The following is a 13,228-nucleotide window of genomic DNA, read 5'->3' as shown; positions in this document are numbered from 1 at the left end:
ACGTTTTGAGCGAGCTGCACAAATTCCTGTTCGATGGCCTGCCGGTGCGCGGCATGATCGTGCGCCTGACGGACGCGTGGCAGGAGATCCTCGCGCGGCGCGCCTCCAATACCGCCACCGGCGCCTATCCGGAGCCGGTGGTCGAACTGCTCGGCGAGATGACGGCGGCTGCCACGCTGATGCAGGCCAACATCAAGTTCAACGGTGCGCTGATCCTGCAGATCTTCGGCGACGGCCCCGTCAAGGTGGCGGTGGCCGAGTCCAAGCCCGACCTGAGCCTGCGCGCGACCGCCAAGGTGATGGGCGAGCTGCCGGCCGACGCGCACCTGCCCGACATGGTCAACGTGAACAACAAGGGCCGCTGCGCCATCACGCTCGACCCCAAGGACAAGCTGCCGGGCACCACCCCCTACCAGGGCGTCGTGCCGCTCTTCGGCGACGACGGCGAGAAGCTCGGCAAGCTCAGCGACGTGCTTCAGCACTACATGCTGCAAAGCGAACAGCTCGACACCACGCTGGTGCTGGCCGCCGACGACAAGGTGGCCGCGGGCCTGCTGATCCAGCGCCTGCCGGTGAAGGGCGAGGGCAACCTCGAAGGCACCGCCGACAAGGACCACGATCAGGCCAACGAAGACCAGATCGGCCGTAACGAGGACTACAACCGCATCTCCATCCTCGCGTCGAGCCTCACGCGCGACGAACTGCTCACGCTCGATGTCGAGACCATCCTGCGCCGCCTGTTCTGGGAAGAGAAGCTGCTGCGCTTCGAGCCGCAGGCCGGCATGCTCGGACCGCGCTTCGCCTGCACATGCGGCCGCGAGCGCGTGGCGCAGATGATCCGCGGCCTCGGCGAGCAGGAGGCCGAGAGCATCCTCGCCGAGCGCGGCAACATCGAGGTGGGCTGCGACTTCTGCGGCAAGCAGTACCGCTTCGATGCTGTCGACGCCGCGCAGATCTTCACGCCGGTGGGCGACCGGGTTCCGGGCAGCTCCGTCGTGCAGTAGGCGGCACCGTCGCCGCCTCTTTTTCAGTCAGCGCAGCACCTTGATCATCGCGGCGAGGCGCTCGTGCGCGAAACCGGCCGCCAGCGCGCGGTCGAACATGCCGGCCAGGAAAGCCGGAAAGCTCCCGTCCAGGCCGGCCTCGCGCGCCTGCTTCACGAACAGCCGGCCGGAGCCCGCGCAGGTGGCCATCGAGCTCTGGGGCTCGCCGTAGCTCCCGGCCTCGATGGCATCGCCCTCGGCGCGGATCATCTCCCCCAGCACCGGCGATATCGCACCGATCATCCGGCCGAACTCGCCCACGCCCAGCCTTTCGGCCTCGCAGATGCGAGCGCCGTGGAAGAAGCCGCTCATCGCGCCGAACATGCACGACAGCGTCGCGAGGTCCCAGGCCGCGGCGTTGCCGACCGGCTCGCCCATGTACATGAGGCGGCCGGCGATGGTTTCGAGCACCGGGCGGCAGATGGCCAGCGCGCGCTCCTCGCCCGAAATGAAGAGCGGCGTGTCGGGCCGGCCGATCTGGCCGGGCGTGGCGAGCAGGGCGCCATCGAGGTAGGCCACGCCGTCCGCGGCGGCCCAGGCGTCGCGCGCGTCCTGCGGCGTGCCGGTGCTCAGCTGCACCAGCACCTTGCCGCGCAGGGCCTGCATCGCGCCGGGCTGGGCGAGGATCGAGCGGGCCGCGGCGTAGTCGGCCACGCACATCAGCACGATGGGGCTCGCCTCGGCGGCGCTGCGCGCATCCGTGGCGAGCAGGGTGCCCTGGTTCAGCAGCGGGTGGGCGCGCCCGGCGGTGCGGTTCCAGAGCGTCAGCGTGTATTTCGGTTGCAGTGCGTGCGCGAGCGCGATGCCCATGGGGCCGAGGCCGATGAGGGATACGTCGGTCATGTCGTTCTCCGTTCCATGTTTTCGTGTCGATCAGGTGCAGTCAGGCCGCGGCCGGCGTCAGCTTCTGGCCCAGCCCGCCGTCGACGGTGAGCCGCGCGCCGGTCGTGAAGGTCGCCTCGAAGGCGAAGAACAGCACCGCGCGGGCCACTTCGTCGGCGGTGCCGTGGCGCCGCATCGGCGTGATCTGGTCGCCCAGCCGGATGAATTCGGCGCGTTCCTCCGGCGTCGCATCGGCCACGCCCAGCGTGGGCGTGTCGATGAAGCCCGGGCTCACCACGTTCACGCGGATGCGCCGCGCCATCAGCTCCGCCGCGAAGCCCGAGGCGAAGGAGCGCAGCGCGGCCTTGGTGGCGCTGTAGACGCTCATGCCATGCATGCCGCCTTCGTCCGCGATCGATGAAGTGACCACGATGGCGCCGCCCTCGCGGATCAGCGGCGCCAGGCGCTGCACGGTGAAGAACGGACCCTTGGTGTTGATGGCGAAGGCGCGGTCGTAGCCGGCCTCCGTCACCTGTTCGAAGGGCTCCAGCGTGGAGATGCCGGCGTTGATGTGCAGCAGATCGATGCGGCCGAAGCGCTCGCGCACCGTGGCCGCCAGCGTGTCGATGTCGGCCAGCGAGGCGGCGTCGGACGCCAGCACGTGGGCGCCCGCGCCGAGCGTGCGCCGCGCAGCTTCGAGGTTCGCGGGGTTGCGCCCGGTCACCAGCACTTCGGCGCCGCCCGCGAGCAGCGCCTGTGCGGTGGCCAGGCCCATGCCGATGGTTCCGCCGGTGATGACGGCCTTTTTACCGCCGTAGATGTCGTTCGTCATGATGATTCGCGTGCCTTGCAATGGATGAAGTTCAAGGCTGCGAATGATCCGGATCGGTGCTCTTGCGGTCGCGCACGTTCGGCCGCGCCGGAGCACGAACGGACAGCGCCGTGCAAGGCGGCGCTCGATAATGTTCCGATGAGCAAAACCGATACGGACACCCGCCTGCAGGTGGACCTGCGGCAGACGCCCGGCGGCGTGGTCGGCTACGACGCGCTGCCCGACCATCGCATCAAGCTACACACCGGCGGTCCGGTGGCCGGGGCTTGCAGGCTGCACAGCTTCCTCTACACGCGCGGCGACCTCGACATCCTGCCGGCCGGCATCTCCGACGTCTGGCACGAGGAAGCGCCGAGCACCTCGGTCGTGGTGCGCATGCCGCCTTCGCTGCTGAGCCGCACAGCCGACGAGATGGGCCTGCCGCCCGAGCGGGCCGTGCTCGACCAGCGCCACCAGTTCCGTGACGCGCGGATCGAGCACGTCGCTTGGGCGCTCGACGCGGAGCGCCGCGCTGGCTTTCCCAACGGCAGGCTCTACACCGACAGCCTGGGCACCGCGCTCGCGGTGCAGCTGCTCGCGGGGCAGGAGGCCGCCGCAGGCACGGCATCGGCACAGGAGCTGACGCGGCCGCAGCTGCGCCGCGTGACCGAGTACATCGAAGCACACCTGGACGGCGATCTCTCGCTGGCCGCGCTGGCCGGTATCGCAGGCCTCAGCGCCTCGCACCTGAAGACGCAGTTCAAGCGCTCCATCGGCCTGCCGGTGCACGAGTATGTGGTGCACCGCCGCGTCGACCGTGCGCGCGGCCTGCTGCTGCGCAGCGAGATGCCGGCGAGCCTCGTGGCGCTGGAGAGCGGCTTCTCGCACCAGAGCCACATGGCGCGCTGCATGCGGCGTGTGCTCGGCGTCACGCCGGGCGAAGTGCGGCGCGCGGGCTAGCGTGCCGCATCGTCGAACCCGCCGAACGAGATGTCCGGCGCGCTCGTGTTGTGCTTCGACGGCAGGCTGCGGCCAAAGCGCACCTGCGTGGCCTGGAGGCTCTTCACTTCCGGCAGCGGCAGCACCTGCTGCGCCGCCTGGGGCGATGCCTGCCAGCGCACTTCGCTCACGTCGGCGTTGTCGGGCGTGACGTACATCGAGCGCAGCACCGCGAAGGGCTGGGCGTTCGCGGTGGGCTTCGACAGCGTCACGTCGAGCGCGGTGCGCGCGCGGCTGATCTCCTCGACCTTCACCGCGGCACTGCCGCCGTCGGTGAAGCGCACGTGGATGGCCAGCGGGCGCGGCACGATGCGGATCGACGCGATGTTCACCACCGGCCGCGCGGCGGCCTCGACCGGGCCGAGCAGGAAGGACGAGCCGTACACCCCGTCGCCGAAGCGCGCCTCGGGCAGCGGCTTGATGCGCCAGTAGCCATCCGACGGATAGAGCACGATGGCTTCGAGCGGCTTGCCGTTCTCCTTCCTGAAAACCTGCAGCAGGTGGAAGCCGCGGTCCTTGCGCTTGCCCACCTGCACGGGCACCCGCTGCGGGCGCCAGAAGCTCGGCAGGGTCATGCCGACGATGCGCCACCGGGCGTTGTCCATCAGCACCACGGTGCGCTTGCGGAAGCGATAGGCCGGGTCGGTGGGATGCTCGCCGCCGTCGAAGTTGCAGCCCGAGAAGTCGGGTGCGGTGACGTCGTTGCCGATCTTGTCGAGGTAGTCGGGCTGCAGCGCCTCGATGCGCATGTGGCGGATGCCTTCGCCGCGCAGGGTCAGCGAGACGTTGTCTTCCTCGGCGCAGGCGGTGGTGGTGGTGCCGTTCTCGACGGTGGCCGCGACAGGTGCCGCGTGGACCGGGCCGGTGGCCGACAGCAGCAGGGCGGCCAGAGCGGAAGGAAGAAGCGCGATGCGCGCGGCGGTCGAAAGGGGCATCGGGTCTCCGGTAATGGGAAAGGGAGGGCCGCTACTCGCGGCGTGCGATGAGATCGCTGAAGAGCCTATGTTCGCATTCCGGATCGGAGCATTTCTCGCAAGGCCACGACCAGGAGGCGGGTTTCGCGTCGGACCTGGCGCGCGTGCGCGGCCGGCCCTCGTTGCCTGCGATGGAAACGACGGCGTTCCAGGCGTTGGCAAGCCGCTCGCCGCCGCTGCCGTGCACCACGGCATACGAGAGCTTCGCGCCCGCGAGCGCGGCGCGCACGAGCGTGTCGGTCGGCTGCTGCGCATGCGGGCCGTCGCGCATGTCGTCGGCCACCCAGGGCAGGTCGAGCGCGGTCAGCAGCGTGATGGCGTAGCGCCGCTGGGCGGCCAGCGCACTGTCGTAGAGGGAGGTGTCCGCGAAGAGCTGCTCGCTGTAGACGGCCGTCATGAGCGCGGTGGTGTCGGCCACCACCACGCCGGTGGCGGCTGCGAGCGCTATGCGGCGGGTCTGCTCGTCGGCGATGGCCTGCTGCTCGTCGGGGCGCGGCGTGCGGCCTTCGCGCTCGCACCATTCGCGCAGGTACTCGCTCACCAGGGTGGTCGGCACGCCGCGGTCCTGCAGGCGCTGCGCGATGGCGCGGGCCAGCTCGGTCTTGCCGGTGCTTTCGGCACCCACGAGGGCGATGACGCAGCCCGTCGGCAGCACGGGGGTCATGCGCGCACGGCCGCTGCGGCGCTGGACGGCATGCGCTGGCGCCAGGCAAGGTAGCCGGCCACGCTGAGCACGGCGAACACCGCATACAGGCCCACCGTGAGCCACAGGCCCTTGTGGATGAAGAGGCCCACGCTCACCACGTTCACTGCCAGCCAGATCAGCCAATTTTCGATGAACTTGCGCCCGAGCAGGAACTGCCCGACCAGGCTCAGGCCGGTGGCGAAGCCGTCCCACCAGGGCACGTCGGTGTCGGTGAAGCGGCGCAGGAAGAGGGCGACCGCCGGCCATGCCACTGCGCAGGCCAGCAGCGTGAGCGCGACGCCGCGCGAAGAAAGCCGGCTGACGCGCAGCGCGCTGCCGTCGGCCCGGTGGCCACGCAGCCACTGCGCCCATCCCCAAAGGGCGACGAGCGCGAAGAAGACCTGCAGCGAGGCGTCGCCGTAGATGCGCGCCTTGGCGAAAACCGCCACGTAAAGCACAGAGCTGACGATGGCCAGCGGCCATCCCCAGTGGATCTCGCGCATGTTGCAGCCCACCATGGCGAGCGCCAGCGTCGACGCGACGAGCTCGAGCCAGCTCACGGGAGAGCCCCAGAGCATGAACGCGGGGGCCGAGAGAAGCTCGGTCATCGGCTCTGAGGCGAAGAAAGAAGAGGAAAGGGAGAGGGGAAAGAATGGCCGAGGTCAGTGCGCAATTTGCACGAAGACCTCGTTCGGCTTGACCATGCCGAGTTCCGCGCGCGCGCGCTCCTCGACCATCTCCAGCCCGTCCTTGAGGTCGTTGACCTCGGAGCTCAGGCGCTCGTTGTTCAGCGCGGCCTTGGCGTTGGCTTCCTTCTGGTCGGCCAGCTTGGTCCGCAGCTGGGCCACGTCGCGCACGCTGCCGCGCCCGTTCCACAGCTGCCACTGCAGGATGGCCAGCAGGAGCAGCAGGACGATCGGTGGAACGAGGCGGGCGCGCATGCCGCGTGGCGTCCGGCGTTACTTCAGGTTGTAGAACGCGCCGCGGCCGGGGTAGACGGCGATGTCGCCCAGGTCTTCCTCGATGCGCAGCAGCTGGTTGTACTTGGCGATGCGGTCCGAACGCGAGAGCGAGCCGGTCTTGATCTGGCCGGCGTTGGTGCCCACGGCGATGTCGGCGATGGTGCTGTCTTCCGTTTCGCCCGAGCGGTGCGAGATCACGGCGGTGTAGCCCGCGCGCTTGGCCATCTCGATGGCGGCGAAGGTCTCGGTCAGCGTGCCGATCTGGTTGATCTTGATCAGGATCGAGTTGGCGATGCCCTTCTCGATGCCTTCCTGCAGGATCTTGGTGTTGGTGACGAAAAGGTCGTCGCCCACCAGCTGCACGCGCTTGCCCAGGCGTTCGGTGAGCAGCTTCCAGCCGTCCCAGTCGCCTTCGTGCATGCCGTCCTCGATGCTGATGATCGGGTACTTGTCGACCCAGGTCGCGAGCATGTCGGTCCAGCTCTCGGCCGTGAGCGACAGGTTCTCGCCCGACAACACGTACTTGCCGTCCTTGTAGAACTCGCTGGCCGCGCAGTCCAGGCCCAGGGCGATCTGTTCGCCGGCGGTGTAGCCGGCCTTGTCGATGGCTTCGAGGATCAGCTGGATGGCTGCTTCGTGGCTCTCGACGCTGGGAGCGAAGCCGCCTTCGTCGCCCACTGCCGTACTGATGCCGCGGTCGCCCAGGATTTTCTTGAGTGCGTGGAACACTTCGGCGCCATAGCGCACGGCCTCGCGGAAGCTCTTGGCGCCCACGGGGATGATCATGAATTCCTGCAGGTCGAGGCTGTTGTTGGCGTGCGCGCCGCCGTTGATGACGTTCATCATCGGCACCGGCAGCTGCATGCCGCCCATGCCGCCGAAGTAGCGGTACAGCGGCAGGCCCGATTCTTCCGCAGCAGCGCGGGCCACGGCCATCGAGACGGCGAGGGTGGCGTTGGCGCCCAGGCGGCCCTTGTTGTCGGTGCCGTCGAGGTCGATCATCGTGCGATCGAGGAAGGCCTGCTCGCTGGCGTCCAGGCCGAGCACGGCTTCCGAGATCTCGGTGTTGATGTTCTCGACGGCCTTCAGCACGCCCTTGCCGAGATAGCGGCTCTTGTCGCCGTCGCGCAGCTCGATGGCTTCGCGCGAGCCGGTCGATGCGCCCGAGGGCACGGCCGCGCGGCCCATGGTGCCCGACTCGAGCAGCACGTCGCATTCGACGGTGGGGTTGCCTCGGCTGTCGAGAATTTCGCGGCCGACGATGTCAACGATTGCACTCATCTTCTGTCTTTCTCTTTCTGGTCTCTTTGGGCGGATGAATAGATGGGGAAACGGGGCAGGAGATCAGAGGCCCTCGACGGCGATCATGTTCATGATCGCGGCGCCGGCACGCGCCTCGCGCGCCTTGAGGTACTCGGGCGTCTCGTAGAAGGCCTTCGCCTTCTCGAAGCTGGGGAACTTGAGGATGACGATGCGCGTGGGCTTCCAGTCGCCCTCCAGCGGCTGCACCTGGCCGCCGCGCACGCACACCTCGGCGCCGTGCGCCTGCATGGCGACGGTCGACCACTTCTTGTATTCCTCGTACTGCGTCGGGTTCGTGACCTCGACATGTGCGATGACGTAGCCGCTGCTCATTCGAATACCTCCGTGCTCCGCACTGCGGTGCGAGCTTGCTTGGGGCGGCCCGGCGCGGCGCTCATGCAACCGCCTTCAGCGTCTTGTTGGTGCTGCCCGAACCCTTTTCCTTGTGCTCGAGCGCGGCCTTGATGAAGGCGTTGAAGAGCGGGTGGCCGCCCCACGGAGTCGACTTGAACTCGGGGTGGAACTGCACGCCCATGAACCACGGGTGCACGTCCTGCGGCAGCTCGACGATTTCGGTCAGGTGCTCGCGCTGGGTGAGGGCGGAGATCACGAGGCCGGCCTTGCGCAGCTCGTCGAGGTAGTTCACGTTGGCTTCGTAGCGGTGGCGGTGGCGTTCAGTGACCACGTCGCCGTAGATGCTGTGGGCCAGCGTGCCCGGCGCCACGTCGGAGCTCTGCGCGCCCAGGCGCATGGTGCCGCCGAGGTCGGACTTCTCGTCGCGGATCTTCACGGTGCCGTCGGCGTCCTTCCACTCGGTGATCAGCGCGATCACGGGGGTGGGCGTCTCGGGGTCGAACTCGGTGCTGTTGGCGTTCTTCAGGCCGGCCACGTGGCGGGCGTATTCGATGGTGGCCACCTGCATGCCCAGGCAGATGCCGAGGTAGGGCACCTTGCCCTCGCGGGCGAAGCGCGCGGCCGAGATCTTGCCTTCCACGCCGCGCTGGCCGAAGCCGCCGGGCACCAGGATGGCGTCGTACTTGGCCAGGCGCGAGACGTCCTGCGGCGAGATGGTCTCGGAGTCGATGTAGTCGATCTTCACGCGGGCATGGTTCTTCATGCCGGCATGGCGCAGCGCCTCGTTGAGCGACTTGTAGCTGTCCGACAGGTCGACGTACTTGCCGACCATGGCGATCGAGACTTCCTTCTGCGGATGCTCGACCTCGTAGACCAACTCGTCCCAGCGCTGCAGCTTGGCGGGCGGGGTGTTGATGCGCAGCTTGTCGCAGATCAGGCCGTCCAGGCCCTGCTCGTGCAGCATGCGGGGCACCTTGTAGATGGTGTCCACGTCCCACATCGAGATGACGCCCCATTCGGGCACGTTCGAGAACAGCGAGATCTTGGCGCGCTCGTCGTCGGGGATGCGGCGGTCGGCACGGCACAGCAGGGCGTCGGCCTGGATGCCGATCTCGCGCAGCTTCTGCGCCGTGTGCTGGGTGGGCTTGGTCTTGAGCTCGCCGGCGGCGGCGATCCAGGGCACGTAGCTCAGGTGCACGAAGGCCGAGTTGTTCGGGCCCATGCGCAGGCTCATCTGGCGAACGGCCTCCAGGAAGGGCAGCGACTCGATGTCGCCCACGGTGCCGCCGATCTCGACGATGGCCACGTCCACCTCGTGCGCCGTGCCGATGCCGGCGCCGCGCTTGATGTATTCCTGGATCTCGTTGGTGATGTGCGGGATCACCTGCACCGTCTTGCCGAGGTAGTCGCCGCGGCGTTCCTTCTCGAGCACGGTCTTGTAGATCTGGCCGGTCGTGAAGTTGTTGGCCTTGCGCATCCGCGTGTTGATGAAGCGCTCGTAGTGCCCGAGGTCGAGGTCGGTCTCCGCGCCGTCATCGGTGACGAACACTTCCCCATGCTGGAAGGGCGACATCGTGCCGGGGTCGACATTGATGTACGGATCGAGCTTGATGAGGGTGACTTGGAGGCCGCGCGATTCGAGGATCGCGGCGAGCGAGGCGGAGGCGATTCCCTTGCCAAGGGAAGAAACGACACCACCGGTGACGAAGACAAATTTGGTCATGCCAGTTCCGGACTTTGCAATCCGGGCAGTGGGAAATTGCGATTATAGGTGTGCCCTTCGCGACACCTTCCGCCAAGGGCTTGTTGGCGCGGGTCGGATGGCATGTGAGCAACAATACAGCCCATGCAAGATCTCGCCGGCAAACACATCGTCCTCGGTCTCACCGGAGGCATCGCCTGCTACAAGTCGGCCGAGCTGTGCCGGCTGTTCGTCAAGGCGGGCGCGACCGTCCAGGTCGTGATGACCGAGGCGGCCGAGCAGTTCATCACGCCCGTGACCATGCAGGCGCTCTCGGGGCGCACCGTCTACACCTCGCAGTGGGACACGCGCGAGCCTAACAACATGCCGCACATCAATCTGAGCCGCGAGGCCGACGCGATCGTGCTGGCGCCCTGCAGCGCCGACTTCATCGCCCGGCTGGTGCAGGGCCGCTCCGACGACCTGCTGAGCCTGATGTGCCTGGCCCGCCCGATGGACCGCATCCCGCTGTTGATCGCGCCAGCCATGAATCGCGAGATGTGGGCCCATCCGGCCACGCAGCGCAACCTCATGCAGGTTGCGGCCGACGGCGCGACGGTGCTGGGCGTGGGCAACGGCTGGCAGGCCTGCGGCGAGACCGGCGACGGCCGCATGCTGGAGCCGGCGCAGCTGCTGGAGGACGTCACCGCCTTCTTCAGCCCCAAGCTGCTGGCGGGGCAGAAGTTGCTGGTCACGGCCGGCCCGACCTTCGAGGCGCTCGACCCGATCCGCGGCATCACCAATCATTCGTCGGGCAAGATGGGCTTTGCCATTGCTCGCGCGGCCCGCGAGGCGGGCGCCGAAGTCACGCTGGTGGCCGGGCCCGTGCACCTGCCCACGCCGCGCGGCGTGACGCGCGTCGACGTGCTCTCCGCACTGGACATGCTCGAAGCGACCACCCGCGCAGCCCAGAGTGCTAGCATTTTCGTAGCTACGGCTGCAGTTGCCGACTGGCGCCCAGCCAGCCAGAGCGAGCAGAAGATCAAGAAGGACGGCAGCGGCAGGACGCCGGTGCTGAACTTCACCGAAAACCCGGACATCCTCCTTTCCGTCGCGAAGAGCGAGCGGGCGCAGTCGAAGAAGCTCTTCTGCGTGGGCTTCGCCGCCGAGAGCGAGAACCTCGCCGAACACGCCAAGGCCAAGCGCGAGCGCAAGGGCATCCCGCTGCTGGTGGGCAACATCGGCCCGCTGACCTTCGGCCGGGACGACAACGCGCTGCTGCTGGTGGACGCCAACGGCGTGCGCGAGCTCCCGCGCGCCCCCAAGCTCACGCTGGCGCGCGAGCTCATGACCGAGATCGCAGCGCGTCTTCCCGACTGGAGGGTCTGATGAATCCCCAATGGAACACACCGCCGAATGGCGATTTCGCCCGCTATGTGGAGCGGCTGTCCGCGCAGGCGGCGCTGCCGAAGCGGACCGCCGCAGCGCCCGGCGAGCACGGGTTGGACATCGGCATGACGCCGACCTCCGGTCCGCAGGCGCAGGGGCCCGTCACCGCCGCGATGCAGCGCGCCGAGCTCCCCAACGGCGAAGTGCCCAGGAAGCAGCCTGGCTCCTTCGATCCGGCGCTGCTCAAGGTGCTGGGCATCTTCGGCGCGGTGGCGTTCCTCGTGCTCTGGGCCGCGGGCGTGCCGTTCGGCGTGCTGATCGTCCTGGCGGCGCTGGCCGCCTGGTTCGGCAGGAAATTGAAGGGCCTGAAGCTCACACCCGGCGTTGCCAAGTGGCAGCAGGTGCTGGAAGAAGCGGCCCGAAAGCAAAGAGAACAGCAACAAAAGCAAGGCAATAACTAGTGAAAGTCGACGTCCGCATCCTCGATCCGCGCATGGTGGATCAACTGCCCGCATACGCCACCCCCGGAAGCGCCGGCCTCGACCTGCGAGCCTGCCTCGATGCCCCCATCACGCTGGAGCCCAACGGCTGGCAGCTGGTGGGCACCGGCATCGCCATCCATCTGGCCGACCCGGCCTATGCGGCGCTGATCCTTCCGCGCTCGGGGCTGGGCCACAAGCACGGCATCGTGCTGGGCAACCTCGTCGGCCTGATCGACAGCGACTACCAGGGCGAGCTGAAGATCAGCGCCTGGAACCGCAGCGACACGCCCTTCGTGCTGAACCCGATGGAGCGGCTGGCGCAGCTGGTAATCGTGCCGGTGGTGCAGGCGCAGTTTCGAGTGGTCACAGAATTTGCACCCACGCAACGAGGCGAGGGCGGCTACGGCTCCACCGGCAAACATTGAGCGAATCCTGAAGATCGGCTGAGTGTCCGGGCGGTAAAGAGCGGAACCAGCCCGGGCCGTACGGCCTCGAAGGTTTCAGTGTGTGAACGGCGTCATCGCGGCCGATGCTGCGGCGTTAGTCAGGCACACGCAGGGTGCATGCATTCATCATCCTTGCATCGTTCTTTCCGAGGAGCCTCCAACATGAAGATCTCAATGCGCTTTGTTTCCGTCACCGCTTCCGTGCTGGCCGTGGCCACGCTCACGGCGTGCGTGGCACCGGCGCCGGTCTACCAGACCTCGCGCTATCCCTACCAGGCGCCTCCGCAGGCCATTCCCTACCAGGAAGCTTCCTACGTCGAGTACGGCCACGTGGCCAACATCGAGGTGCTGCGCAGCGAAACCGCCGGCACCGGCACCACGGGCGGCGGTGCCGTCGCCGGTGGCGTCATCGGCGGCGTGGTGGGCAACCAGTTCGGCCGGGGCAATGGCCGTGCCGCGGCGACCGCGCTGGGCATCGTGGGCGGTGCCCTGCTGGGCAACACCATCGAGGCGCAGCAGAACGGTCCGCGCGTCTACGAGATGTACCGCGTCTCGGTGCAGACCGACCGCGGCGGCTATCGCGCCTTCGACGTGCAGAGCCCCGGCGACCTGCGCATCGGCGACCGCGTGCGCATCGACAACGGCCAGATCTCGCGGATGTAAGCCGCGCTTGTTTCAGACGTGAAAAAGCCGGGCATCGCCCGGCTTTTTTCGTATGCGCAGCCTCCGGCCGGATTCGGCGCGTCAGTGCAGCGTCTGGTTGCCCGGCGCCATCGGAGCGACCTTGAAAAAGCCCGTGCCCGCCGTGCCGCGTCCCACTTCTTCCTCGGTAGCCTCGCGCACGGAACGCACGGTGATGTCGAGCCGGATCGCGATGCCCGCCAGCGGATGGTTGCCGTCGAGCACCAGGTGGTCGGGATAGATCTCGGCCACGGTGTAGATCGTGTCCTTCGGAATGTCGGCATTCACGCCCTTGGGCAGTGCGGAGCCGTCGAAGGTCATGCCTTCCTCGGTGCCTTCGGGGAAGAGCGAGCGGGGCTCCAGGAAGAGCAACTGGTCGTTGAAGTCGCCGAAGCCCTGTTCGGGCTCGATCTGCAGTTGCACCCGGGCGCCGGGTTCATGGCCCTGCAGGGCCGCTTCGATCACGTCGAAGAGATCGTCGCCGCCGACCAGGAATTCGACAGGCTCGTCGAGCACATCAAGCACGTCGCCGAGCGTGTCTTTCATCGTCCAGGTCAGGCCGACCACGCATTGTTCAGAGATTTCCATTGCAGAATT

16 protein-coding genes are annotated in these 13,228 nt (G+C 67.8%); 6 read left to right on the top strand and 10 right to left on the bottom strand.

Translation table 11 applies throughout. From position 1 onward, the window contains the following. Positions 1-5: 5 nt before the first annotated feature. Positions 6-1,004: an Hsp33 family molecular chaperone HslO gene (locus ABL843_RS20190; RefSeq protein ID WP_418117056.1), complete on the top strand. Its 999-nt coding sequence runs from the start codon at positions 6-8 to the stop codon at positions 1,002-1,004. Between the two features lie 27 nt (positions 1,005-1,031). On the opposite strand, the gene ABL843_RS20185 is transcribed toward ABL843_RS20190, so the two are convergent. Together ABL843_RS20185 and ABL843_RS20180 are read right to left on the bottom strand one after the other, a co-directional pair. Beyond that, positions 1,032-1,886 carry an NAD(P)-dependent oxidoreductase gene (locus tag ABL843_RS20185; protein ID WP_418117055.1) on the bottom strand — a complete coding sequence of 285 codons (855 nt, stop codon included), beginning with the start codon at positions 1,884-1,886 and terminating at the stop codon, positions 1,032-1,034. Between the two features lie 40 nt (positions 1,887-1,926). After that, positions 1,927-2,697, bottom strand: coding sequence for an SDR family oxidoreductase (locus ABL843_RS20180; protein WP_418117054.1), 771 nt, complete (start codon positions 2,695-2,697; stop codon positions 1,927-1,929). A gap of 138 nt (positions 2,698-2,835) precedes the next feature. Here ABL843_RS20180 and ABL843_RS20175 point away from each other — a divergent pair, with 138 nt between their 5' ends. Beyond that, entirely contained in the window at positions 2,836-3,636 is an 801-nt protein-coding gene (locus ABL843_RS20175; protein WP_418117053.1) for a helix-turn-helix domain-containing protein, read from the top strand. Here ABL843_RS20175 and ABL843_RS20170 read toward each other — a convergent pair. The 7 genes from ABL843_RS20170 to ABL843_RS20140 form a co-directional block, all read right to left on the bottom strand. After that, complete coding sequence (locus tag ABL843_RS20170) at positions 3,633-4,610, bottom strand: hypothetical protein (RefSeq protein ID WP_418117052.1); 978 nt, start codon at positions 4,608-4,610, stop codon at positions 3,633-3,635. The two genes, ABL843_RS20175 and ABL843_RS20170, sit on opposite strands and share 4 nt — an antisense overlap. Before the next feature lie 31 nt (positions 4,611-4,641). Further along, a complete protein-coding gene (locus ABL843_RS20165) occupies positions 4,642-5,313 on the bottom strand; it encodes an AAA family ATPase (RefSeq protein WP_418117051.1) in 672 nt (223 codons plus the stop codon). After that, positions 5,310-5,942, bottom strand: coding sequence for a nicotinamide riboside transporter PnuC (gene pnuC / locus ABL843_RS20160; RefSeq protein WP_418117050.1), 633 nt, complete (start codon positions 5,940-5,942; stop codon positions 5,310-5,312). Before pnuC ends, ABL843_RS20165 begins: the two co-directional genes overlap by 4 nt. Before the next feature lie 54 nt (positions 5,943-5,996). After that, complete coding sequence (ftsB, locus tag ABL843_RS20155; protein ID WP_093203189.1) at positions 5,997-6,275, bottom strand: cell division protein FtsB; 279 nt, start codon at positions 6,273-6,275, stop codon at positions 5,997-5,999. Between the two features lie 18 nt (positions 6,276-6,293). Continuing rightward, positions 6,294-7,577: a phosphopyruvate hydratase gene (gene eno, locus ABL843_RS20150; protein ID WP_019655973.1), complete on the bottom strand. Its 1,284-nt coding sequence runs from the start codon at positions 7,575-7,577 to the stop codon at positions 6,294-6,296. Between the two features lie 63 nt (positions 7,578-7,640). Beyond that, positions 7,641-7,931: a DUF1330 domain-containing protein gene (locus ABL843_RS20145; RefSeq protein ID WP_176668178.1), complete on the bottom strand. Its 291-nt coding sequence runs from the start codon at positions 7,929-7,931 to the stop codon at positions 7,641-7,643. 61 nt (positions 7,932-7,992) lie between these two features. After that, positions 7,993-9,675, bottom strand: a complete 1,683-nt coding sequence (locus ABL843_RS20140; RefSeq protein WP_184641301.1) for a CTP synthase — start codon at positions 9,673-9,675, stop codon at positions 7,993-7,995. 123 nt (positions 9,676-9,798) lie between these two features. Here ABL843_RS20140 and coaBC point away from each other — a divergent pair, with 123 nt between their 5' ends. The 4 genes from coaBC to ABL843_RS20120 all read left to right on the top strand — a co-directional run bounded on the left by coaBC (position 9,799) and on the right by ABL843_RS20120 (position 12,613). Beyond that, complete coding sequence (gene coaBC / locus ABL843_RS20135; RefSeq protein WP_418117049.1) at positions 9,799-11,022, top strand: bifunctional phosphopantothenoylcysteine decarboxylase/phosphopantothenate--cysteine ligase CoaBC; 1,224 nt, start codon at positions 9,799-9,801, stop codon at positions 11,020-11,022. Beyond that, complete coding sequence (locus ABL843_RS20130; protein ID WP_369661626.1) at positions 11,022-11,483, top strand: hypothetical protein; 462 nt, start codon at positions 11,022-11,024, stop codon at positions 11,481-11,483. Before coaBC ends, ABL843_RS20130 begins: the two co-directional genes overlap by 1 nt. Next, positions 11,483-11,929 carry a dUTP diphosphatase gene (gene dut, locus ABL843_RS20125; RefSeq protein ID WP_019655978.1) on the top strand — a complete coding sequence of 149 codons (447 nt, stop codon included), beginning with the start codon at positions 11,483-11,485 and terminating at the stop codon, positions 11,927-11,929. Before ABL843_RS20130 ends, dut begins: the two co-directional genes overlap by 1 nt. Before the next feature lie 183 nt (positions 11,930-12,112). Next, positions 12,113-12,613, top strand: a complete 501-nt coding sequence (locus tag ABL843_RS20120) for a glycine zipper 2TM domain-containing protein (protein WP_126021744.1) — start codon at positions 12,113-12,115, stop codon at positions 12,611-12,613. A gap of 81 nt (positions 12,614-12,694) precedes the next feature. Here the strand turns inward: ABL843_RS20120 and ABL843_RS20115 are convergent, their stop codons facing one another. Next, entirely contained in the window at positions 12,695-13,219 is a 525-nt protein-coding gene (locus ABL843_RS20115) for an FKBP-type peptidyl-prolyl cis-trans isomerase (protein WP_369661627.1), read from the bottom strand. Between the last annotated feature and the right edge of the window lie 9 nt (positions 13,220-13,228).

Source organism: Variovorax sp. 350MFTsu5.1 (assembly GCF_048302515.1).
GTDB lineage: Bacteria > Pseudomonadota > Gammaproteobacteria > Burkholderiales > Burkholderiaceae_C > Variovorax > Variovorax guangxiensis.
The sequence above is the reverse complement of the archived record's forward strand: the minus strand, read 5'-3'. Positions and strand labels throughout refer to the sequence as shown.

What these genes read in the sequence shown, in the direction of transcription:
- ABL843_RS20130 (WP_369661626.1), top strand. Translation starts at nt 11,022, where the DNA reads ATGAATCCCCAATGGAACACACCGCCGAATGGCGATTTCGCCCGCTAT.
- ABL843_RS20170 (WP_418117052.1), bottom strand. Translation starts at nt 4,610, where the DNA reads ATGCCCCTTTCGACCGCCGCGCGCATCGCGCTTCTTCCTTCCGCTCTG.
- ftsB (WP_093203189.1), bottom strand. Translation starts at nt 6,275, where the DNA reads ATGCGCGCCCGCCTCGTTCCACCGATCGTCCTGCTGCTCCTGCTGGCC.
- ABL843_RS20115 (WP_369661627.1), bottom strand. Translation starts at nt 13,219, where the DNA reads ATGGAAATCTCTGAACAATGCGTGGTCGGCCTGACCTGGACGATGAAA.
- ABL843_RS20185 (WP_418117055.1), bottom strand. Translation starts at nt 1,886, where the DNA reads ATGACCGACGTATCCCTCATCGGCCTCGGCCCCATGGGCATCGCGCTC.
- ABL843_RS20165 (WP_418117051.1), bottom strand. Translation starts at nt 5,313, where the DNA reads ATGACCCCCGTGCTGCCGACGGGCTGCGTCATCGCCCTCGTGGGTGCC.
- ABL843_RS20180 (WP_418117054.1), bottom strand. Translation starts at nt 2,697, where the DNA reads ATGACGAACGACATCTACGGCGGTAAAAAGGCCGTCATCACCGGCGGA.
- coaBC (WP_418117049.1), top strand. Translation starts at nt 9,799, where the DNA reads ATGCAAGATCTCGCCGGCAAACACATCGTCCTCGGTCTCACCGGAGGC.
- ABL843_RS20120 (WP_126021744.1), top strand. Translation starts at nt 12,113, where the DNA reads ATGAAGATCTCAATGCGCTTTGTTTCCGTCACCGCTTCCGTGCTGGCC.
- ABL843_RS20175 (WP_418117053.1), top strand. Translation starts at nt 2,836, where the DNA reads ATGAGCAAAACCGATACGGACACCCGCCTGCAGGTGGACCTGCGGCAG.
- ABL843_RS20145 (WP_176668178.1), bottom strand. Translation starts at nt 7,931, where the DNA reads ATGAGCAGCGGCTACGTCATCGCACATGTCGAGGTCACGAACCCGACG.
- ABL843_RS20140 (WP_184641301.1), bottom strand. Translation starts at nt 9,675, where the DNA reads ATGACCAAATTTGTCTTCGTCACCGGTGGTGTCGTTTCTTCCCTTGGC.
- eno (WP_019655973.1), bottom strand. Translation starts at nt 7,577, where the DNA reads ATGAGTGCAATCGTTGACATCGTCGGCCGCGAAATTCTCGACAGCCGA.
- pnuC (WP_418117050.1), bottom strand. Translation starts at nt 5,942, where the DNA reads ATGACCGAGCTTCTCTCGGCCCCCGCGTTCATGCTCTGGGGCTCTCCC.